Origin of the sequence: Carboxylicivirga mesophila (assembly GCF_018271975.1) — a bacterium.
Taxonomy (GTDB): Bacteria; Bacteroidota; Bacteroidia; order Bacteroidales; family Marinilabiliaceae; genus Carboxylicivirga; species Carboxylicivirga mesophila.
Window position 1 is genome coordinate 105,018 of record NZ_JAGUCN010000018.1, and the last position, 24,141, is coordinate 129,158.

A 24,141-nucleotide genomic window follows, 5' to 3' on the forward strand; every position below is an offset into this window, starting at 1 on the left:
ATGATTTATACACCACCTCTCTATCTTTTCAGCTAAAAAGTTGATTATTTTAGTCGTTTGATGAAAAAATGTAACAATTCGATTGACACCCTCATGTGCTTCCCTTAAATTAGTAAATGTCTCAGGGATGAGATTTCGAATTCAGTTATGGAGCCGAAAGCTGTAGCACCTCGCTATAATAAGGGTACGAGGATCCTGGTAAAAGTTTTGCCATTAAAGGATAACGAGAGTTGAAACGGCTTTTAGCTCTTTTTTATTAAGGGTCGCATCTTTATTAAACATCTGACAATAAAGGTGCGATCCTTATTTTTTCATTGTTATCCCAACATGTTACATTCAAGAATTTTAGTATTCATAAGGTGCATAGATGCCTTTCATGTTGTATATTCGTTGCAAAAAGCTTCAATATCTATGATTAAAAGATACCTCACCCTGGTGACCGCACTTATTCTTGTGCAATTTCTGACAGCACAATCGGTCAGTCATTACGAAGACCCATACTACTCTCCTTTTGAACGTTACATATATCAACCTGGCACTAATTTTCATACGTCAATCCGTCAATATCGAATGGACCAGCTTAATGAAGTTGTCAATACCGACTCTGTATTGTATGATGGTCTGAGAGTGCCTGAGGGCCGGCTAAATATCTGGCAGCGTTTTTTACACGATGATCTGATTTCATTGGATAAAGAGGATATTAACATAGTGGTTAACCCCATATTTGCCTTTGAGGGCGGACGCGAAAGCAATGAAGGCATAAGCACCTGGACCAATACACGTGGTTTGTTTATTAAAGGTAATATAGGGAAACTATATTTCTATACTGATTTTGTAGAAAACCAGGCTGTTGTTCCTAATTACATCAACGAGTTTGCCAACAAAACCAATATGATGCCCGGACAAGGACAACGTAAGACCTTTGGCAGCAATGGACATGATTATGCACAGGCCACCGGCTATATTGGTTTTAATTTTGCCAAGTATTTCAACTTCCAGCTTGGCAATGGTAAGCATTTTATTGGCGATGGCCATCGCTCTCTGCTATTATCCGACGGTGCTTTTAGCTACCCTTATGTGAAACTTACAGCTGATTTCTGGAATATCAAATACATGGTGATGTGGAATAAGATGTTGAATTACGATGCGGTGGCTGACCAGCATGATTTTCGCTACCCGGGAAAATATGGTGTGCATCAGTACCTCGACTGGAATATTAATAAACGCCTGAGTCTGGGATTTTATGCTAATGTGGTGTATGCAGAAAAAGATACCACCGGACATAGAGGTTTTGACATCCACTACCTGAATCCTGTCAACTTCTTCAGGCCAGTTGAATACAATCTTGGCTCTCCGGATAATGTAACCATGGGATTTAATGCGAAGTACATTGCCTCCAAATGGCTAACATTCTATGGCCAATTTGTAATGGGTGAGTTTAAGTTTGATGAAGTTTTTAGTGGTAATAAATGGTGGGCCAACAAGCATGGTTTTCAGCTGGGTGCCAAAACCTACGATCTGTTTGGCATTGACAAGCTGGATTTACAGCTTGAATACAACCAGGTAAGACCTTACACATACTCGCATTATACAAGCATTTATTCCTACTCGCATTTGAATCAGCCCATGGCACATATACTAGGCGCCAACTTCAGGGAAGGGCTTGCCATTTTGAAATACCGCAAAAATCGCTGGCTTTTTAAAGCAGAATTAATGGCCACTATGTATGGCGATGATTATGGCGATGAAATTAGCTGGGGAAAAGATGTATTGATGCCCAATACCCAAAGACCACTTGATGCAGATGGTCGTCCAAGAGAGCATGGCTACTCTATTGGCGACGGACTTAAAACCAATGTTTATAATGCCGATGTGAATGTTTCCTTTCTGGTGAATCCGCGCAATATGTTTAATATTGTTGCAGGTGCCAGAATCAGAAAAATGAGCAATGATTTAGAGACTATGGACACCCAGCATGTATATTTTGGCATCCGCACCTCACTCAAAAGCCTTTACTACAACTTCTAAATACAATGAAATCGTCAGAACGTCCATTACACTAACTCACTTAGAACACTGTAAATCAAGCGTCTCAAAGTATCATTCTGACATTTACACACACGATATACCTTACAAAAAATGGGGCACATAAAAAATGTGCCCCACTGATATATTGTTATATTCGTTTTATTCCTTAACAGTTAAGGCAATCTTCAGTTCATCGAGCTGTTCTTTTGCTACCGGCGATGGAGAGTCAATCATCACATCACGGCCTGAATTATTTTTAGGGAAGGCAATTACATCGCGAATAGAGTCCAGTCCAGCAAATAATGATACCAAACGGTCGAAGCCAAAGGCCACACCACCATGAGGAGGAGCACCGTATTTAAAAGCATTCATCAGGAAGCCAAACTGATTCTCGGCCTCTTCCTCTGTAAAGCCAAGCAGTTTAAACATTTTCTGTTGTAACTCATCATTGAAGATACGTACAGAACCACCGCCAATCTCAACACCATTAATAACTAAATCGTAGGCATTAGCACGCACATCACCTGGGTTACTATCCAGCATATCCATATCTTCGGCTTTAGGTGATGTAAATGGGTGATGCATCGCATAGAAGCGCTTAGTATCTTCATCCCACTCCAACAATGGGAAGTCAACTACCCATAATGGCGAGAACTTATTCTTATCACGCAAGCCCATTTGATTACCCATCTCCAGACGTAATTCGCAAAGCGCATTCAGTGTTTTATTAAGCGCACCGGCCAGAATCAATACCAAATCACCATCCTTAGCATTGAACTTAGCACCTATCTCCTTCAGTTGCTCAACTGTGAAGAATTTGTCGACAGATGACTTAACTGTACCATCGGCATTGAATTTGATATAAATCAATCCACCAGCACCAATCTGTGGTTTCTTAACAAAATCAGTCAATTTATCCAGCTGCTTGCGTGTATATGAAGCACAAGCATCGGCACATATACCACCTACATACTCAGCTTCGTTGAAGAGTTTGAATTCTGAGTCTTTGACGTCCTCTGTTAAATCCACAAACTTCATTTCGAAACGGGTATCTGGCTTATCTGAGCCATAATATTTAATAGCATCGGCGTACGATAAACGTGGGAAAGTATAATCAATATCCACATTTTTTATCGTCTTAAACAGATGCTTGGTCATTCCTTCAAACGTATTCAGGATATCTTCCTGCTCAACAAACGACATCTCACAGTCAATTTGTGTAAACTCAGGCTGGCGATCAGCACGCAAATCCTCATCGCGGAAGCATTTCACAATCTGAAAATAACGGTCGAAACCACTCACCATCAACAACTGCTTAAATACCTGAGGCGACTGCGGCAATGCATAAAACTGCCCTTCATTCATGCGAGAAGGCACAATAAAATCGCGCGCACCTTCGGGTGTCGATTTGATTAGAACAGGTGTTTCTGTCTCAATAAAATTTTCACCATTCAGGTAGTTACGAACCTCAAAACCGATTTTATGACGCAACACCAAATTCTCACGCACAGGATTACGACGCAAATCCAGGTAGCGATATTTCATACGCAGTTCATCACCTCCATCAGTATCATCTTCGATGGTAAATGGTGGCAATTCTGATGAATTAAGAATAGTTAATTCTTCCACTAATATCTCGATGTCTCCGGTGGCAATTTTGCTATTTTTATTGCTTCTCTCAGCCACCTGGCCTTTCACCTGGATCACGAACTCACGTCCGAGCTCTTCTGTTTGTTCACAAAGGGCCTTGTGGGTTTCTTCATTAAAAACCAACTGAGTAATACCATAACGATCTCGTAAATCGATAAAAGTCATACCACCCAGATTTCTTATCTTTTGCACCCAACCACTTAGTGTAACTGACTGATTGATGTGCTCAATTCTTAATTCTCCGCACGTATGTGTCCTGTACATTGTAATTACTTATTTATCGTTGCCAGTTGGCAAATGTATGCAACGATCTTGACGTTTAAAATTATCTTTGCGAAAATAGTAAGAAAATAGATACAAAAAAGCCGTTGATGCTTTTAGACAGTAGTTTTTTAGGCAGGTGCATTCAATCCATGATTTTTATCATGCCAGCAGTCTAAAATCTTTAATTTTCCAAATATGAACGAAATCAACTTCTCCGATCAATACTTTATGAAACAGGCTTTTATTGAAGCCCAGAAAGCCAAAGAAAAAGATGAAGTACCAGTGGGTGCCGTAGTGGTTTGCAACAACCAGATAATTGCCAGAACCCACAACCTGACCGAAACATTAAACGACGTGACAGCACATGCCGAGATGCTGGCCATTACCTCTGCAGCCGAATTTTTGGGCGGCAAATACCTGCACGATTGCACTCTTTATGTCACTTTGGAACCTTGCGTGATGTGTGCCGGAGCGCTTAACTGGTCACAACTAAAACGCATTGTATATGGGGCAGCTGATGAGAAACGTGGCTTTTTACGCTGTCAACCATCATTAGTACATCCTAAGACAACCATTACTTCAGGTGTTATGAATGACGAATGCCAGAAGATAATTCAGGACTTTTTCAGGCAAAAACGATAAGACAAAGAAAAAGCCGGAACAGTATCGTATCCGGCTTCTTCATATTTGTAAACTAAAACTTAGTCGATATATAACTTTTGCTCGTATGCATCATCTCGCCCGATGACCTTAACAACGTAAACTCCTGGTCTCAGACTCAAATCCTTAGTAAAAGTATCACCTTTAAATTCTTCTGAAGCTACCAGTCTGCCTTCAATTGTATAAAGCAACACCTGCTTTTCACCATTCCACTGACAATCAACGGTTAATACCGAACCTTTTTGCACGTAGGCTCTGACAGCATCACTTTCATCGGTATCGACATCATCAATATCCGTTGGCACTTCTGTTTTTGGTTCTTTAAAGTGCAGTGCAAAGCGGTCATTGATAGTTCCTTCAATGGCTGTAAATTCATACACAGTGGTGCTGGTCATCTTTGTCATAGTTGACGGATTAGTTCCCTTATCTTCGAGCAGCACCTCATAATCATCAACAAGCGAATTCAAACCTGAGATACTCAGAGCATTTAGCCCTTCAAACTTGGTTCGCAGTCCCAAATGAACTGATTCATCATATATGTCGGCAGGCAGTACATTAATTACAGCCGACTTATTATCAACCACTGAATACACAAATGAATAATTGCTGGTTGTTGTAAATTTCTGTTCAGAGTCGATGCGTGAAAAACCTAAATCACCATTCTCGCGCAGAGCAATTACTGCTTCATCTGTTAATTCTCCATTATTTAGTTTTACCCTCAGCACATTCTCCTCTTTAACTGCTGTCTTCAAGGAGACTTTATTAACATCATGAATGCGATTGCTGGCACGCATAGTTACCTGGCCAGTTTGCAAGGGTTCTGTTTGCACATAGAAAGCCTGACTCGGAGCAATGACCCCAGTAAATGTTTCCGGAGAACTTAATCCTGTCAAGGTATTATATGTTTCAAATGTTTTGTCGCTGTTGCGCGTTGAAACCGTTACATATACAGTACCTGTTGTGTTAGCAAAATCGGCAGTTGGACCGGTTTCCTTTGGCAACTGATAATATGCTGGGTATGGATTACCTATAATCTGCCAATCTGTTAATAATGATGTTGAGTAGCTTGAGGCAGCATTAATGGCTCCTGTGTGGATCACTTCAGCTCCAGCCTCCTTAACCTTAAACATATACCCCTTAATTTCGTCTTGGGCAGTGAAATTATAAGCTGTCTTTGAAATACGGTTTATCCCACCATCCAGGTACTCATACATTACATAGTCATTTGGCGCAATAATGGCATCATAACTTGTCATTACCGGATTAGTAATTGGATGCGCGATAAACCACCAACGCAGGTTGTCATAGGTCCATTTAAATGACACATCACCTGTAACATTTCCATGCGTAATTAAAGAAGCTGGCTGCGTATTTGTGTTCTCAACAAACAACAAATCATTGGTTATCAATGCACCATTAATAGTCATCTGAGCTCCTGGCTGTATCGTTAATCCACTTGTATGACTAATCGTCAAATCATTCACCTGAGCCACTTCACTGATATTCTTTACAAATGGTGCTGTACCTGTATTGGTAATGGTTACATTAGAACTAGCCACTGGCACCTGGTTATCACTCCAGTTTAATGGATCAAACCAATCCCCTGATAATCCGCCTTCCCAATCAAACGCAGGTATTACTACTGAACCGAATGTGAGATAATGCTCCAATGAACTGAATAATAAATTACCACTCAGATTAACCGTTCCACTTGTAGTAGTTCCCGATTTAGTACCAATATTAACTTGTTCCCAAGCTGTTGTATTCCATTTAACAACTCTAAAATCATTATCAGGTGTTACTCCACTTCCACTATCCCATCTTAGCAGCAAGTTTGCCTGAGCAGAGGTATTAGGAGCTGTAATATGCCAGAATTCATTATGGCTAACATACTCCACAGGTGCAATTAGGCTCTCTGGGGAGCGTGAAACACTGGAAGGATTTGTGTTATAATACCTAACACTCCACTCTCCACCTGAAACACCATCAACTGTTACTTCAACATTTCCATACCTTGAGGCATTCCCAACCGGGAAATCAAATTTACCACCTGATAGTATCTCTTTCTTTAACAAGCCATCAACGTAAGAGGAAACACTTGCCCCTACTACTGCATTTTCATCAGAATCAGTCAATTTTACAGCTGATGATGCATCAACCACAATAATACCATTTGTCAACAACAACTGCTTGTCAACATCCAGATCATTGGATACCTGGATTCCAACCGGATTATTAACTTCCAGGCTGTATAGAGCTCCCCCTTCAGCAGAAGTAAAACTTAATGCCCCGTTTACATATTGATTAACTATTCCATTAAATCCGAGTGTTGAAGTGCCGATTCCTGCATCAAACGTTCCTGCGGCAAAGCTCAAATCACCTTTTAAATATAAATTACTATTATGGGTATTAATTACATCAGGGCCGTCAATTGTCCAATCTCCATAAAGCTGAACATTAACATTAGGCAGGCGTCTTTCCCCGGTGCCACTTACAATTAAATTATTTAATAATGGCAGCTCACTTAAAATATCATAATTACCTGTTCCACTATATTCTAAAGTACCTCCAGTTTCAGAGAAAAACTCATCGTATGCACCTGCAGGCAAATCCCCTCTTTCAACCCTCACCTTACCAACACCATATACATCGCCCAGACGGTGACCAAATGAATTTCCAATATTTGCTGTGCCCGTAGCATTGATAAATGTCCTGTAGGCTGCCTCAAAGTTATCAGGGAATGACAAGTAGTGATTAATATAAATAAGACTGCCTCGAGGACCTCCTGCGGGTATACCAACACCAGCAGCACCTGTTACACCTGTATCTGGATCGTATGTTGCCCATGTTGACACATCTGAATAATTGCCATCTACAACGGTTATATAAGATGGGACCTGATCTGGTATAGCGGTTGAAACACCGGCGGTATAATCACCATCAATACCAGCATCATCAGTGTTAGAAAAGTAGAACAGGGAAATATCATCAGCATTTGCTTTTCCCTGGAACTCATCCGTTGTAAATTTATTCCAATCAGTACTGCCTAGTAAGATACGAGCCGTAATGTATTGTGATGTATCACCCAAAGCATCTCCATCATTTGAATACATCCTCGCCAATCCACTAAAACCCTGAATACCTTCTGCATCTAATGTCCAGTTATACTGAAGCACATTAGCCTGATCGGCCAAAGGAATTGAAATATGTGGCTCATCAGCTGCTTTAACCCGAATTGCTCCGGTGCTTCCTCCATTCGATGTGATATCAAATATTACCGGTGTATATTTACCCAGAGAACCAATAGGGTATGTAAATGATTCTTCAGCTGAAATAACAGGGAAATACTTTTTAATTCCATTATCGGTAAATGATAAATTTGTTTGGATCATGTTTGAGCTGGAAAACGGATTAACAGGCTCAATTGATGCACCATTATTGAAAATGAGGAGGTTCCTACCAATATCAAATACACCATTTACAAGCCGTAATTGATTTGTAAATGTTAAAGCGCCGGACTGGGTAGGTAATGCTACACCATTAGCATTATTGATGGTTAATCGATAATATTGTCCTGTTCCACCTAATTCTTGTATATCAGAACCAGCCATAATTATACCTTGTCCTCCCGTACCTGTTGTGGTCACCTCATTTACCAAATCTCCATACAAGGTCAAGTCATTATCTCCGGTATTAAGGGTACCACTTAGTAATTCCATATTACCTGTTACCAGAACAGGCGATGAAGCATCTAAGGTAAGTGTTCCGGTTCCTGTCTGCCTAATAAGATTTGCAAAGGTTAAGTCACCAGTTATTGTTTGGTCCACTCCTTCGAAATAGGTTGTATTATTATTTGGATTATAGGTTGCAGCGGCATCTTTAAACAAATTACCTTTTAAAATTACATCTAAGCCATTAGCATCAAATTCACCAGAATTAATTACCAGATTACCATTGATAGTAGCTGGCACCACATTTAGAACTGCACTAGGGGCATTGGTTCCTTCAATGGTTAAGTCTCCCAGTTCGCTGCCTGCATAAATAGCCATAATTTGCCCTGCGGGTGTTGTATTATCACCAATAATAAAGCCTGCTCCGGAACCAATAGTTACCGACTCCGGCTCAAATAAGAGTGCCTTATTAGTGGCACCATGGCCCCTAATGATTGTTAGTTTAGAATTAGCAGCCTGTGTAAATGAACTTCCAGCTCCTGTAATTTCGAATAATCCCCTCGAAGTTGCTCCAGCTTCATTAACACCCACCTTAACAGTACTTGACTCACCTGCTTGATTAAATGTAAGTACACCTACATCTGTATTTAATGAACGGCGTAGTTGGGAACCTATAGTTAACTGTGCCGTTCCATTAAGGGTAATAGTGGCATCACCTGAAGATGAATATTCAATATAGTTGTCGGTAAAACCATTGGAACCGTAAGCGCAATTGACAATTCCACCATCTTCGATAATAAGATCTCCGTCGAGCCACATTCCAGTATTGGATGAAGAGCCTCCTAACCTAACAACCGTTCCATTATCAACCCTTAAGGTAGCTCCGGAAGGTATTTTAAAATCAGCACCTCCAGAGGATATTACATGCGTACCTGTGCTGCCAAGATGACATTCACCTGACAAAAGATTAATTGGTTTAGTTGCTTGTGAAGCATCTCCCGACAAGGTAAAATTATTCGTAAAATGTACCTTTTTATCAGATGGTTTATCAATCTCCAATCGGTAAAAATCTGTTGCTTCACTGGCCGTTTTTGAGACTGTTGCTGACTGACTACCATTAAAAGTAATGATAGCATTATTATCAGTGGCTCCTGAATTGGCCAAATCAATAACTCCTGCACCCTGAATGATATCACCCTCCAGGTATATCTGATGCTTAAGGTTATTAGGTGTTGTATTCAGAACCCTCAGCTGCCTTGCATTAGTTGGAGCGGTAACACTTGATGTAAAATCAATATTTCCTTCAATGGTTAAAACCCGTTCGGTGCCATCATCATCAAATTCTAAAACACCATCTTGCCAATCTCCTAACAGCAAATCTCCCCCAATATTAATATCTCCATCAGCACCATTATTCATTCGAATTATAGAGTTGCCCCTTGGATTTAGGTGACGATTAATTACGATGTCATTGGTAAAAGTTAATACTCGACCACTACCTTCTGTCATCACATTGGGGTAAAGGGCAATTGTTTCAGGAATATCAACCTGAGCCGCACTCGCTACAAATAAAAACCAGCTATATTTATTATTGACAAAATCACCCAAATCACCTGTTATTACAGGATCGCGACTATTATCAATCCACTGGGTGATAACACCTGTTCCACTAACACGATTAAGGTTCATTGTGTTACCTCGTTCAATTTGTAAACGAGGGAAATCTTCCAGATTTGTAGACACTGTTGTGTCATGAGCAAATATAATCTCACCGACATTTTCTGTATTATATGGATCAGTACCATCATAAGCGACACTTACTCGGTGTCCATTACCTATAATTACGCGATCCCCATTTTGTGGCAAAAAGGAGTCTCGAGGTATCGCATCGCCTGTATGAGAATCAAGCGACCATGTTGACAGTGTATTCCAATCACCACTTTGACGACTGTAAAGAGTTACTACCCAATTATAGTCATTGGCTTTACCTAGCGTAAAGTCTTTGCTTAGTTCTGCTGCGTATGGAAACTTGAACGTTAAATCATTATTATCTCTAACGCCTGAAAACTCAGACCATGTAGCGCCTGTTAATACAGAACCGTTTTTTTCAAACGAATTAGACAAATACTTGTCATATGTAAAATAATAAGCAAGATTATCCTTTGTAATACCCGTCAATCCCGAATATTTAACTGACCAATAAAATGGTAGTACCGTGGCAGTTGGATCTGTCGTTGGATGCTTTCCATTAACGGGTATGATCGTAATTGAACCATTGTCATTCAAGCTTGTACCATTTGCAAAGACCTCGAAAGGCGTAAAACGGTTGACTGGTGAGTTTGAGGCATCATATAGTCCTATAGGAAAGTATTGGACTGAATTATCTGAATAGTTCCCAGATAATACGATTGGTAATGTTAGTCCTCCATCTGAACTTAATCCTGTAGTTCTGAACATACATTCATTGTAATTCCAACTTAATCCGGCTTCTTTAGATAAGCTTGACAATATTTCAAGATTGTATTTATCCAAATCAACAATTTGATTTCTATCAAAGCGTAAAGCATTGATATCAACATCACTAAGCAGAATAATTTGAGGAGAAGTGACATTTACATTATTAAGTCTTAAATTACCAAACGCTGGTGTTTGCCCTACTTTCCCTTTTAATGTCTGTGTTGAAGCTGAACTATTTAACACCAGATATCCACTCCCGGTAATATCTCCATAAGTAATATCGATATTACCAGAAAGGTTACGATCACTGGTTCCTACATCCAGTGTTCCTTTATTTATGGTTAAATCTTTTGTAATAGAAATAGTTCCTGTACCCAATGTAACAGTTGTCGCTTGACTATCTTTATTTAACTCTAAATAATCAAAACTCACTGTTCCGCCATTAACAACTGACGGATTGCCACCAATAAACCTTGTAACATGATTACTACCTGTACTGTAGGAACCACTATTCGTTAGGTCTCCTCCAATCTCAAGCAGATTATTAGCCGTACTTAAAGTAGAGCTGGCACTTCCAATGGTAAGATTATTCTTGACGGTTAAAGACGTGTTTAGATTAATGGCTTGAGCATTTACACTGTTAATCTCCAGATTGTACAATGGAGCTGTACTTGATATATTAAAAGTCGCCCCTGCCGATGCAGAACGATTAATGATGATGGTTCCACCTGTCACTCCATAATTACCTTCTCCCGACTCAATGCCTATTGCTAACTGAGATGGGGTAGCTGCATCAAACAACTCAATGGTACCACCACTCATCATAAACACGTTTTCGCTTCCTTTGATGTGAAAAGTAGGCGAACCACTACCTGATAAATCACTATTAATATCACCGTAGAGCTGCACTAATCCACCCGATTGGTTATAACTCCATTTACCGGTTTGACCACCCGCACTTCTAAAACCTGGAGTAATAACTGTTCCTCCTTCGATTATTACACTAGCATTACCAGAGTCCCATGCTACAAAACCATGAGTTTTTGTCTCAAAAAGACCAGCGGAAATCTTGAACTTACCCAAAACCGAAAAGGACTTTGAACCCGATGCTGCACCATCAACTCCAGTTCCTGTAACTCCCCCAACTGTTGTCTCTGCATCGGATCGGGCTGTGCTATAAACTTTAACACCAGCACCATTTATGTGCAAACCAGAAGTGGCCCCTATAAAGAAATCAGAACCACCTTCTGTAAGTGTTGGAATGAAAACTGAGCCACTAAGCACCAGTGTACCATTTTTAAGATATAATGCTTTGGTATCTACTCCATTTTGATTATTACAACCATATAACCTGAAATTACCTTCAGAAGATGCTGATAGATTTAATTTGTATGACTGGTCAAATCCCTTATCCAGAATTAAGCGATATAAATTAGTAACTCCATTACAAATAAGGTTGGCATCCGAAGAGCCTGTCATTGTTAATAGTGCAGCAGCAACTCCATCACCTGTTAAGCGCGTATTATAATCCGGTTGATTCTGGGTAGTCAAGTCAATTATACCAGCGTTAACAACATTACCATAACAGATAATCTGGTGATAGTCTGTTTCTGTGTCACCAAATGAATCACCAGTCCTAACAGTTAATTCACCATCAGCCTGTATGGTCACATCACCTTTTATTGTCACAGTGTACCGAACACTTGATGCTTCTCCTAAACGTACCTGACCACTCTTAATTAGCAGGTCACCATTTAAAAGATAATTGTCACTCAGTGTAACTTCATTACTACTATTGAGATTTATCTCCAGATTATAGAACGTGGAAGCAGTTTGAATACTGAAGTTTGAATCACCATAATAAACAGCAGTACCCTCATCTCCACCTTCTGCAACGAAATAGGAATCATCGGTCACTGTCGGATAATTATCTGCAGCCATTAACAAACGACCGTTGCCTTTGAGTTGCGCAAAGGAATGGCCACCTGATTTTCTTAAATCCAACTGACCTGAAACTTTCACACTTCCAAGGCTTAGTGTTATATTTCGTTCCACGCCACCATTACTAGCTGCATCAAAAGGTATAATACCATCTGGCACTACTACTGTTTTACCTGTTAAGATAACTACATTATCTCCTGCTGCAGGCACTGCACTGCCAACTGGCACAGCACCTGCAGGGTCCAGGGTCCAGATATCAGGGTTATCCCAGTCACCACTTGCTAATGTATACCATGTTTGCTGTGCATTTACCAAATTAAATAATCCAACAAAAAGGATCAGTAAGAAAATCCGAATGCTCGATTTATATTTCATAATCTTAGGTTTATCTTATTATAACGCCCTTAACAATATAGGTTTGACGATTCTCTGTTGTCAACTATTTAACTGCAAAAGTACAATTATTCCGTATTCTATTACTTAGATAACGTATATAGAATAATAGTCTAACATTCAGCACTCAGCAACAATACACCATTAAGCACTATATTACAGTACGTTACAGTTCTGGCTGATTTTTCATCGACTATATTTTTTTGATTAATTGTTGGTTTTACTAGATTAATGTTCAACCTTTTCAGGACTATAAATATACTTTTTAATAAATCAGCTATTTAACTAACTTAGGAGACATCTAATACGCACTCAAACCAACAAGCAGTCTACAGTAAAGGCCAAAAAAAGCCTCCGAAACACATCGGAGGCTTGTGCATAATATTATTAACTAATTTACTTAATCATCACTTTTTGCTCAAATGTGTGCTCTCGCCCTATCAGCTTTACAATATACATTCCTGTACTCAAAACTAATGACTTAACCGTTTTGCGGCCCACAACACCCTCTTGAAATACCAGCTCACCGCTTATGCCATAAATCATTACTGTAACCTGAGGCTCATCCCAATCATGTTCAATCACCAGTTCGCTATTATTCTGAAGATACACCTTAGCATCATAAGCTTTCCAATCAGCTATATCAATATCGGTTGCAACAGCCGGGATATTTAAATGCAACACAAAGCGTTCATCAAAACTTCCTTCTTCTGTTGAAAACTCATATACTGTCTGACCATCCAAGTTAGTGAATTCCTTCTTATTTTTATCTTCTAATAACACTTCCAATTCTGTAGTCAGAGTTTCTAATCCTTCAAGATAAACCTTATGCAAGCCTTGTTTTGAATTAATACCAATTGTTTGCTGCCAATCTTCTTCTATACGCGGTAAAACATTTATAACAGCCTTATTGCCTTCAATAACCGAATAAACATATGACAAGCTATTGGTAGTAAAACGCTGTTCCGAATCTAACCGACTGAATCCACACTGCCCATCTTGTCTGAAAGCCAACACTGCTTCATCTACACCACCACTTTCATTTTCGATTTTAATCCGCAACACATCAGTCTCTTTAGGTCTAGTGGTAGATTTCAGTTGCGTACCAACAGCGTGAACTCGATTAGCTGAACGCATTTTAATATTACCAGCAGTGCTGGTTTTTACATAAAATGCCTGACCTGGTGCAATAATACCATTAACCAATGTGTTAGATGGGGAACTAATACCTGTTAATGTATTGTAAGTACTATAAGTCTTATCACTATTACGAGTTGATTCCGTTACATATACCGTTCCGGTTGTATGGTAAAAATCTGCATTGATATCAGCCGCATCCTCTAATGGCAATTGGTAATAGCTAGGATATGGATTAGCAATAACCTGCCATTCAGTTTGTAAAGCTTTCGAATATTCTGCATCGTTATTTACCTGACCTGTCATTTCCAAAAGTGTGTTATCATCTTTCACCTTAAACAGGTACCCTTTTATCGAACTCTCTCCTGAAAAATCCTTGTTGGTTTTCGATATTTTAGATAGCACATCAGGATCCTGATAGTCATATAATACATAATCGTTCGTACCACCATTGGTCAACAAGATATTATCGTAACTGATGGTCATCAATGCATTGGAGATAGGGTGACCTATGAACCACCAATTGCCACTATTGTATGTCCATCGAAAAGTGATATCTGCAGGTGTTATACCATCTCCCTGCAACACATCCCCATAAACGATGAATGAAGATGGAGCGCTATTCGAATTTTCAACAACTAAATTAGCTCCTGCACCAATGGTAATATCACCTAAAACAGTAACTTTACTACCTTGCGGAATGGTTAATTCAGTTCCCGCTTCTAACTCCAAATTCCACATAAAATACTCAGAACCAGCACAAAATTGCGGATAAAAAGTTTTCCCCGATTCTATAAGCACATTATCTCCCGTTGTTGGTGTATCTGTATTGGTCCAGTTACTATCTAAATCCCACTGTGAACTACCACCATTCCATGTGGCAGTTGTAAATAATGTTTCATCTACATTATCAATAAAGGTGTCTTCTATATCCGGAGGTAATACTCCCGCTTCGATTAAATCCCCAAGATCACCAGAACCATTACCAGAACCAGTAAAATCATCAGGATCACTTAAAAACAGCTGACCTGCATTATCTTCGGTTGCACCACCATTCTTACCTGTATAGTCATATGAGCCTCCAACCGCTAAAACACCCGTTGTTTCAATATTAAGTTCGAGGGAGTTTTTGCCCCTGACATCTAAACTACCACTGACAACAAGCGTACCATACACCTGAAAATCAACATTATTCTGATTCACATCACCTATAACCAAATCTCCTTTGACAACCATTATAGTATTAACCTCAACGGTTAACTCCATACATGTAAAATCACCTTCAACGATATATATAACAGTATCATTAGGATTGCCATTATCAACAACTGTAACCAACTCATTATAAGTCAAAGGCCCCGAAACAGTCTGACTTGTTGTAATATCCAAGGCCGTTACCTCACAAAGAACAGTTTGCATCAGCCAAATTACCCCAAGGAATACCATTTTTTTAATGAAGTAGTTATTTCTCATATCTCAAATTTTATCTTTTCCAGACTTTAAATCACTCGTTTTACGTTAATTACACAAAAGGTTTCAACCTTCGTAATGTTTATACGCAAAATTTATTCGCGGTTAACGAAACTATTGTGAATAACGCCTATTCTTAGATGATTGTTTAGATACCGGTGACGAGTAACCTTTATGTACTATGAGTAATTAACTTTCTTTATATAAAAAAAATGCCCCAACAATCATTGAGGCATCAATTGTATTATACTTGAGTAAACAACTTACTCCACTTTGCGAAGCGCTTTCCAATCAGCCACGCAACATATTTTCCCTTTCAGGGCCGGACATTTTTCTTCAAGTACCTTTTCAACGTCTGCCGGACGCTCAAGACCATTGAACAGTTCCAATGGAAAATCAGCCTCTGACAATTCCAGTTCTGTATCTACATTGCGTAATCCAAAAGTCCGCACATCAATCTCCTCAAAACCAGGCATAATCTGCTCACAACCTTTAACGTAACTAAAAGCGCCAACTCGATCTTCTGCTACTACCGGCACCACATGAAAAGCACGTTCGACCTGAGGCAACAATAATTGACGAAACTCGCGCCCCGATATGCCCAATACCATTGAGAGCACAATACCACCTGAAATAATAATCTCCCCTGGTTTATAGCGCTGATAATTAAAGTGGATAGGGTGTGTATTTTTAAAGTAAGTCGCCCAAAACAGGTTCTCACTTTTTCCTACCGGTCTAACAAAGGGATGCAATAGTAAATCACCCTCATGAAAATCATCAATCTTATTCTCTATGGCTATTCCTCTTACCCGGGCCAATATCTTTTCTTTGAAGTGGTGGTTCTTATGCGGTTCCACCAAGTCAGAGTTTTCACTTGACAGCATGTTAATCTTAGGGAATAATGTCACACGTTCAAGAGAAAAGACAGGCTCACCCTTTTGATTGGATAATATATGCTCCGAGACTACAGTTGAATAGTTCCCGTTAGAAGTTTCTTTAATTTCTTTAACGACAATAACACAGGAGAATGTATCACCGGCAAATGCCGGATTTAAATACAATGCATCCCGCACTTCGAGGTGCAGCAGGCTTGAATGAGCAAAACTTTCCACCCCGAGGCTCAAGGTTAGGTTGAGCAAAAAACCATAAGGTAAAAACATCTCATGAAATCCAAGAATACCGGCAAACTCACGACTATTCTCGGGGTATGATGACGTTGGCATTAGTCCACTCCATAAGCTGTGAACTGATTCATCAACTGTGATATTGAAATGACTAACGATTTCCTGACCAATTGATACACGATTCAGATCAAGACCGTAGCTTACTTTTCTGTTTGGTTTAATAAATCCTTGCATGGTTAATGATTGAGAAGGACAAAAATAAAGCTTTTAACCATACAAATCTCACTCATATCAAGCCCTCTGGACATAAAATGCACTTCAACTTTCAATCACAATTAGATTTAATTTAAATTGCTTTCATATTTAAAGGATGTTAGCCATTCATCGTAAAATCATTAAGCAATAAAATGAAAAAAATATAGGACTGTATCCTCTAATCATGTGATATTCATTTACATTTTATAACAGTGAGTGCTTAAAAAGTTAAATTATTAACGTTATTTGGTAATACATGGTTAATGCCAAATACCTGGAATTACAGAATTACAATTGGGACAGTTACCTACTTCATCAACCAACATCTCAGTATTATAGTAGCTACGCTTCATAGCTTCAGTCTTACAGTCAGAACAATATGTATTTTGATATCTATTCTTACCAACATTACCAACATACACATATCGCATTCCTTTTTCCTGAGCCATTTCAGCTATTTTGAACAACAACTCTCTGGGCGTTGCATTCAAATGTTCTAATTTATAAGCAGGTACAAACCTGTTAAAGTGTATGGGCACAGTCTGAAAGTCATTGTCAACCAGCCAATCAATCATTAGGTTAATCATCTGCCAATCATCTGTCATTTGTGGAATAACCAGGTTGGTAATTTCTAACCATACACCTGCTCTTTTTATAGTTTGTAATGATTTCAAAACCGGCTTAAGACGAATGCCACAAAGTCGCTGATACAGGGCATCATCGAAACACTTCAGGTCGATATTGGCTCCATCTATGTATTTTAACAACTCATCCAAAGGCCTGGAGTTAATATACCCGGCCGACACCATAATATTCAATAATCCCTCTCTTTTAGCGACCTTAGAAGTTTCAAGCATATATTCGTAATATACGGTAGGATCGGTATAGGTATAGGAAATGGACTTACACTTATATGAAATGGCAGCCTCAACCACCTGCTCTGCGGCAAGTTCTGTACTTGAGGCCTCATTGGGCGACACTTGTGAGATACTGCTGTTCTGGCAGTTTAAGCAGGCCAGATTACATCCGGCTGTAGCAATAGAGAATGTTTTTGTACCCGGTAAAAAATGGTACAATGGTTTCTTCTCCACCGGATCGACATGAATGGCGCAGGGGTTGGCATAAGCCAAGGTATGCAATCGCTGTTGCTGACAAACGCGAACTCTGCACTTCCCTACTTCACCTTCTTTTAATTGACACATATGCGGACACAATTCACAGATGACTGTGTCAGCAGTCTGCCGGTAATACATTGCTTCATACATTGCTACATTGTTGTCAGTTGCTCGTTAACTCCTGTCGATTCCAAAATCCTTGATGCGGCACGGCGATACCCTTGAATAATTATTTGTTGGTCGGGCGTCAGCCTAACGATGGAATAGCTATTATTGGTCATTCCCGAAAAATCCACTAAAGCCTTTTGAGTGATGTAATGAATACCATTAAGCAGATTATAACCACCTTCATGACGATGCCCCTGAAAAACAGCCAGCACTTTATTACTTGATTCCAGAACTTGTCGTACCTGCTGCGCATTATTCACATACAAATTGCCTTCTCCATCGAGCGGTTGATGAACAAAGACACAAACTGGCTGCGGGCTATTAGTTAATTCCTGCTCCAGCCAATTGATTTGTTCCTGAGGAATCGCTGTATCATACCACTCAAAATTATTGGAGTCATAAGGCACTCCATCTCCTCTGAAGCAGGCATCAAGAACAATAAAACGCCATTTATTTTGAACAAATGAATAATAGGTTTTATCAGGAGCTATTCCTGTATTCTCAATGGCGTCCAAAAAGTCCTGCTTAGAAATAGTATCAACATCATGATTGCCAAGCACATGGTAACGAGGCCCTTTAAAATATGAGTATACATCTTCAATGGCATGGAGGTATTGCAACGTTTTCTGCTTGTCCGGTTCGGGATCTTCATCTTTAAAGTCTCCTGTTTCAATGGCAAAATCCAGCTTCTTTTCGTTGTATAATAAAACGGCTTCAATGAGTTTCTCACGGCTTTCTGTAAAATACCTGTCCCACTTCATTACTGCCTGGGCATAATGCACATCAGTTACCCAACCAAAAGTTACATATCCGGGCTTACAGCCGTAAAGGAGTGGCGATAAAGCCATTCCTCCAATGATCCATGAGCTTGTTTGTATAAATTGTCGTCTGCTAATCATCTTTATCGGAAATAATTATTGCTTCATAGGTATAAACCTCAGCCTCACACCAACCATCCCAGCCAATGAGGGCTTTATCACGGGCACACCTACCCAGATACTCCTCAACCGTCCAGTTATTTCGCGCTCCTACTTGTGGCAAGAAAGTACCATGAGCCCCGCCTTTTTTTATGTAAATCCCATGTCGCCCCATTTCAATATCCTGAATATCTGCTATAAGCCTCATAGGAGTTAAAACTGATATTTCAATAGTAAGGTCTGCCAGCTCATCCATGGTTAATGCTTCAAAACGCGAGTCAAAGAAAGCCGCATTTACTGCCTGTTCCCTGATTAGCTCTTCCAATGGTGCATTACTAAACCGTCCGATACAACCCCGCAATTCGTCATTGACATACACCGAAACAAAGACACCGGCTGACTGGCATTCAATAGGCTGAACTGCATCTACAGCAGCACCAGGTAAACCTAAATGATTGATAATCGCATCGCGGGCAACACCTAGTAAATACATCGATTCGCGATGGCTTATTTTTTCCTTCTCCTTTTCATTACACACGGCAATGGCATGATAGCCTACTACCCGGCTGTTATCTTTATACAGCTTCATACCTGAATGTTCGTAGGCGAGCTGATGGTATTTAACTGACAAACCTTCTGTTATGGCCAATAAAGTAAGTACTGCACTCCATCCACAAAGCCCGGTTAATAAATTATCTGCCCCGGTTTTTCTTTGCTGCTCCAAATAATTAAGCAAATGGTGGTAGCTATTAGTACATATGGCGTCTGCCGTATTTTTATCTTCTTCTTCAGCAACAATCGAAGGTGGATAATGAGCAAAATCTGTACTGATAATGAATAGGTTTGAAGGCTCCCAATAGGGTTTTAGCAGCCGGGCCAGGCGCTGTAACTCCTTTTCATCATTCCCGATAATGATAGGCACAATCCCCTTAAAACCACCAAGAGTCTGCTGAATAAAGGGCAATTGCACTTCCAGGGTATGTTCCCCATTATGCACCTCATCATCGCAAAAAACAATTGAGCTAGCACTAGTCAATTCATTGATAATATCCTGATTAACTGTCACATCACCAATGGGTGTTTCAAAAGCAGAGAAACTGGTAGTAGCTGCTCCTTTAAAGCTGGCTTTGTGACTGGCTCCTATCAGGAAAATAGTATCGTAGCTCTTTCCCTGCAATTGCTTATAGCTAGCGGCAGCTACACTTCCGGAATACACATAACCCGCATGTGGGACAATAACTGCTCTTATATCGACTAATTCTCCGTGCAGGGGTGCATCATCCAGAAAAAATTCCACCTGCTTTTTTAGCTGATTAGGATTCTCTGGATAAAAACTTCCGGCAACCGCTGCTTTTCTTTTCATTTTTCTAAAAAATCTCCCATAAAGTTAAGCATCTTTTACACCATCTGAAAATCAATAAAAAGAGCCGGTGACGCACGCCTCTATGCTCTTTATCCGGAATATTTTTTCAACTTTTTTACATACAAAATTTGCAATAAAAAGAAAAGCACCTATCTTTGCACCGCAATTGAGAAAAACAAGGATGACTCAGTAGCTCAGCTGGTAGAGCAACGCCCTTTTAAGGCGTGGGTCCAGGGTTCGAATCCCTGCTGAGTCACCACCTTTAGACCTCCAAAAATAAGAGGTCTTTTTTATGAAAGCCGATACATTCGGTATAAGGATGACTCAGTAGCTCAGCTGGTAGAGCAACGCCCTTTTAAGGCGTGGGTCCAGGGTTCGAATCCCTGCTGAGTCACCACTTTTAGACCTTTAAACGAAAGGTCTCTTTTTTTGAAACCGATACATCCGGTATAGGATGACTCAGTAGCTCAGCTGGTAGAGCAACGCCCTTTTAAGGCGTGGGTCCAGGGTTCGAATCCCTGCTGAGTCACCACTTCATAAGCTCCGTACTACGGGGCTTTTTTTATATCCTTTTTTTATAAACAGCTTACTTATAAACATACGCTGCCCTATAGCTGTAAATGGCAACAACACACAGGCATATTAGCGGCAGTATATATGAGAAATTAACTTCAGGCACTCCTAATAACAATACATCACTAAAGCCCGGTCCTCCGATATCCAGAATTAGCCCTTGCAGAGGCGGCAATAAAGCGCCACCTACAATAGCCATTACCAAGCCTGCCGAAGCCAGTTTAGCCTCATCGCCCATGCCTTTGAGTGCCAGTCCATAGATGGTAGGAAACATGATGGACATGGTAATTGATATGCCCACCAATGAAATAAGACCGGCTAATCCCTGAATAAAAATAGCACTAAGAGTAAAGCCAATGCCTCCAATGGCAAATACAAGCATTAGCATGGCTGGTTTGATATACTTCAGTAAAAAGGTGCCGGCTGAACGCCCAACAAAGAATGCAACCATGGCCGCCATATTATACCAGGTGGCAGTCAGCTGATTATCTGGAAACCGGCTTTCGTTCAGGTTATCCACATACTGATAGATAAATGTCCAGCACATAATTTGCGCTCCAACATAAAACATTTGTGCTACCACGCCCTCATAATAACGCTGGTTGCTGAACAGCAGCTTGTAAGTCTGCCCAATTGTTTGCTTATCCTTATCTGTTTTATCAGGCATTTTAACAATGGCAATTAACACCAGGATGGTCAATACAATAAAGCCCAGTATAACATAGGGTGTACTAATAATAGCCAGATCGTTGGTTTTGACTGCCGCCTGTTCTGCCACTGGCAAAGCACTGTAGGCATCAGTGCTAAAATCATCTGAACGTAGAGCCTTAAGTACTAATATTTGTGCCCCGAAAATACCCAGCAACGAGCCTAAAGGATTAAATGTTTGTGCCAGGTTGAGCCGACGTGTAGCTGTGGCAGCTACTCCCATTGACAACACATAAGGATTAGAGGTGGTTTCAAGAAAAGCCAGGCCAAAAGTGAGGATATAAAGCGAGGCCAGAAAGAACCCAAATACTTCGAACTTAGCAGCAGGAATAAACAAAAAGGCTCCGGCAGCATACAAGGTAAGTCCGACAAGAATACCTGATTTGTAGGAATACTTCCGGATAAACAGTGAAGCCGGAATGGCCATAGTGGCATAGCCTCCATAGAAAGCCAGCTGAACCAGTGCTGCTTCCATGTTTGACAATTCGGGCATCACTTTCTTAAAGGCTGATACCATCGGGTTAGTAAGGTCATTGGCAATGCCCCACAAAAAAAACAGGCTTGTTAAAAGAATAAATGGAATAATGTTTCTTCTTTCAACAACTTTGGCTGTTAATGAACTCATACGGGAGATTTTCGAATACTTACAATCAAAATTAATTAACGGGAGTTACCCCTTTTTTGAGGAGGATATTTCCATACTTGGCAGTTTCACCTGTCATCACCACAGCAAAGGCCTTACGTGCCCGTTCATAAAAATCAAATCGTTCTATACGTTCAACAGGCGCTGCGTGTGGGTTGGTTTGATGAATAGCCTCCAGGTAAGCTGTTTCAACAGATACATCCAACTCATCACCTTCAACAGGCGCCATCATTACTATGGGTGCCGGCACGTATGCATCCAATTCAAACAAGGGTAAAATAGCCGCTAACAAATCTGCAATATGCAAGCCATCAGCTCTCAATAAATTAGGATTAAGGCTTTCGCCCGGGAAATGTGCATCGGCAAAAACTATTTCATCGCCATGCCCCATCCGGGCCAATACAGCCAGTAATTCGGGACTTATGAGGGGGGATATTCCTTTTAACATGAGATTTTGATTTAGCTATTGGGGAACTAAAGATAAGTTTTTATTTCAACCAATAAAGTAGCTAATAGGATTGTAACGTTTCACCGCTGAGTAAAAGGAGAATGCGGAGGGAAAGAAAACTAAAGTTTAACACCTCTCCTCAGCCCTCTCCTAAAGGAGAGGAAGCCGTGAACCTATACACGAGCCTAAAACCATACCTTTTCGGTATTGTCACCTTCTCCTTTAGGAGAAGGCCGGGATGAGGCGGAGTGCCAATAGAATAAAGTAAAAAGGTTATATATTATCACTAATCCATTTACAACGATCTTTTATCAGCTCATGCCCCAACAAACACTGACCAGACAACAAATGATGCCTTATACGCTCCAGTAAGAACCGTCCAAGCATTTGGGGAAGACATGCAAGCTCTAGTAAGAGCTGCATAAGCATTTAGGGAAGACGTGCAAACCCTAGTACGAGCCGCCAAAGCATTTGAGGAAGACGTGCAAGCTCCAGTAAGAACCGTCCAAGCATTTGGGGAAGACGTGCAAGATCTAGTAAGAGCCGCCAAAGCATTTAGGGAAGACGTGCAAGATCTAGTACGAGCTGCCAAACAAAAAGGGTGGTGTGTGCGCTTACGCAGTTCAGTCCCCCTACAGTCCTGCGGACAGCTCCCCAAGGGGAGCATGGTTGTGCATGATACTGAAAATCAACATCTCTAAATCTTCCCCTTGGTGAAGTGGCTGCAAGCCGAAGGGGGATTGTTGCGGAATTTACAGCCAATTTCGGGTTTTAATGATTTCCCGGGTAGTTTTTTGCTCCCCCACTCCCTTCGGGTGTCTCCCCATGGGGAGAATTTTCCACAGGGAAGTGCCTGAGGTGATGGGCATGTTACTGTATTTAGCTGTTAATCTGCTGTCCCATAAATAAATCTTGTCCTCTCAGTGGGTAGCTTTTTCACCACAGATCAAAAAAGGTTGACGCCTGCGGTACGTCAACCTTTTCACTTTGTTATAAACCTGAGTTCGATTAAAATTACAAAACTCAAAATTTCTTAAATAACTGATTTACAATGCGAATTTCAGAAGCGTAGCGAGCTACGGTGATGAAATTTAAAGCAGTAAATCGATTATTTAAGGAAAAGCTTAGAGTTTCACTTATAAATATTCATTTTCAT

The 24,141-nt window shown here is 40.3% G+C and carries 11 protein-coding genes and 3 tRNA genes; 5 read left to right on the plus strand and 9 right to left on the minus strand.

Translation table 11 applies throughout. From position 1 onward, the window contains the following. Positions 1 to 411 precede the first annotated feature (411 nt). On the plus strand, positions 412 to 2,028 hold the full coding sequence (locus tag KEM09_RS15425) for a hypothetical protein (protein WP_244825047.1): 1,617 nt from the start codon (positions 412 to 414) through the stop codon (positions 2,026 to 2,028). Between the two features lie 159 nt (positions 2,029 to 2,187). Here the strand turns inward: KEM09_RS15425 and aspS are convergent, their stop codons facing one another. After that, positions 2,188 to 3,942 (minus strand): aspartate--tRNA ligase, encoded by a 1,755-nt coding sequence (aspS, locus tag KEM09_RS15430; protein ID WP_212229628.1) that lies wholly within the window; start codon positions 3,940 to 3,942, stop codon positions 2,188 to 2,190. 195 nt (positions 3,943 to 4,137) lie between these two features. Here aspS and KEM09_RS15435 point away from each other — a divergent pair, with 195 nt between their 5' ends. After that, on the plus strand, positions 4,138 to 4,584 hold the full coding sequence (locus tag KEM09_RS15435) for a nucleoside deaminase (protein WP_212229630.1): 447 nt from the start codon (positions 4,138 to 4,140) through the stop codon (positions 4,582 to 4,584). Between the two features lie 59 nt (positions 4,585 to 4,643). Here the strand turns inward: KEM09_RS15435 and KEM09_RS15440 are convergent, their stop codons facing one another. The 6 genes from KEM09_RS15440 to amrB all read right to left on the minus strand — a co-directional run bounded on the left by KEM09_RS15440 (position 4,644) and on the right by amrB (position 20,613). Beyond that, positions 4,644 to 13,046: a hypothetical protein gene (locus tag KEM09_RS15440; RefSeq protein WP_212229632.1), complete on the minus strand. Its 8,403-nt coding sequence runs from the start codon at positions 13,044 to 13,046 to the stop codon at positions 4,644 to 4,646. A 414-nt stretch (positions 13,047 to 13,460) separates the two neighbouring features. Next, on the minus strand, positions 13,461 to 15,674 hold the full coding sequence (locus KEM09_RS15445; RefSeq protein WP_212229635.1) for a T9SS type A sorting domain-containing protein: 2,214 nt from the start codon (positions 15,672 to 15,674) through the stop codon (positions 13,461 to 13,463). 260 nt (positions 15,675 to 15,934) lie between these two features. Next, a complete protein-coding gene (locus KEM09_RS15450) occupies positions 15,935 to 17,029 on the minus strand; it encodes an FAS1-like dehydratase domain-containing protein (protein WP_212229637.1) in 1,095 nt (364 codons plus the stop codon). 281 nt (positions 17,030 to 17,310) lie between these two features. Further along, on the minus strand, positions 17,311 to 18,315 hold the full coding sequence (gene amrS / locus KEM09_RS15455) for an AmmeMemoRadiSam system radical SAM enzyme (RefSeq protein WP_212229640.1): 1,005 nt from the start codon (positions 18,313 to 18,315) through the stop codon (positions 17,311 to 17,313). A 2-nt stretch (positions 18,316 to 18,317) separates the two neighbouring features. Further along, positions 18,318 to 19,232 (minus strand): metallophosphoesterase, encoded by a 915-nt coding sequence (locus KEM09_RS15460; protein WP_212229642.1) that lies wholly within the window; start codon positions 19,230 to 19,232, stop codon positions 18,318 to 18,320. Further along, positions 19,225 to 20,613 carry an AmmeMemoRadiSam system protein B gene (gene amrB / locus KEM09_RS15465; RefSeq protein WP_212229645.1) on the minus strand — a complete coding sequence of 463 codons (1,389 nt, stop codon included), beginning with the start codon at positions 20,611 to 20,613 and terminating at the stop codon, positions 19,225 to 19,227. Before amrB ends, KEM09_RS15460 begins: the two co-directional genes overlap by 8 nt. 183 nt (positions 20,614 to 20,796) lie before the next feature. Here amrB and KEM09_RS15470 point away from each other — a divergent pair. The 3 genes from KEM09_RS15470 (at position 20,797) to KEM09_RS15480 (ending at position 21,145) form a co-directional block, all read left to right on the plus strand. Continuing rightward, a tRNA-Lys gene (locus KEM09_RS15470) sits at positions 20,797 to 20,872 on the plus strand. A gap of 62 nt (positions 20,873 to 20,934) precedes the next feature. Beyond that, positions 20,935 to 21,010 (plus strand) — tRNA-Lys (locus KEM09_RS15475). 59 nt (positions 21,011 to 21,069) lie between these two features. Then, positions 21,070 to 21,145 (plus strand) — tRNA-Lys (locus KEM09_RS15480). A gap of 54 nt (positions 21,146 to 21,199) precedes the next feature. Here KEM09_RS15480 and fucP read toward each other — a convergent pair. Then, the gene (gene fucP / locus KEM09_RS15485) at positions 21,200 to 22,519 is read right to left on the minus strand and encodes an L-fucose:H+ symporter permease (RefSeq protein WP_212229647.1); all 1,320 of its coding nucleotides are present in this window, start codon (positions 22,517 to 22,519) and stop codon (positions 21,200 to 21,202) included. A gap of 31 nt (positions 22,520 to 22,550) precedes the next feature. Then, positions 22,551 to 22,985, minus strand: a complete 435-nt coding sequence (gene fucU / locus KEM09_RS15490) for an L-fucose mutarotase (RefSeq protein ID WP_212229649.1) — start codon at positions 22,983 to 22,985, stop codon at positions 22,551 to 22,553. Positions 22,986 to 24,141 lie beyond the last annotated feature (1,156 nt).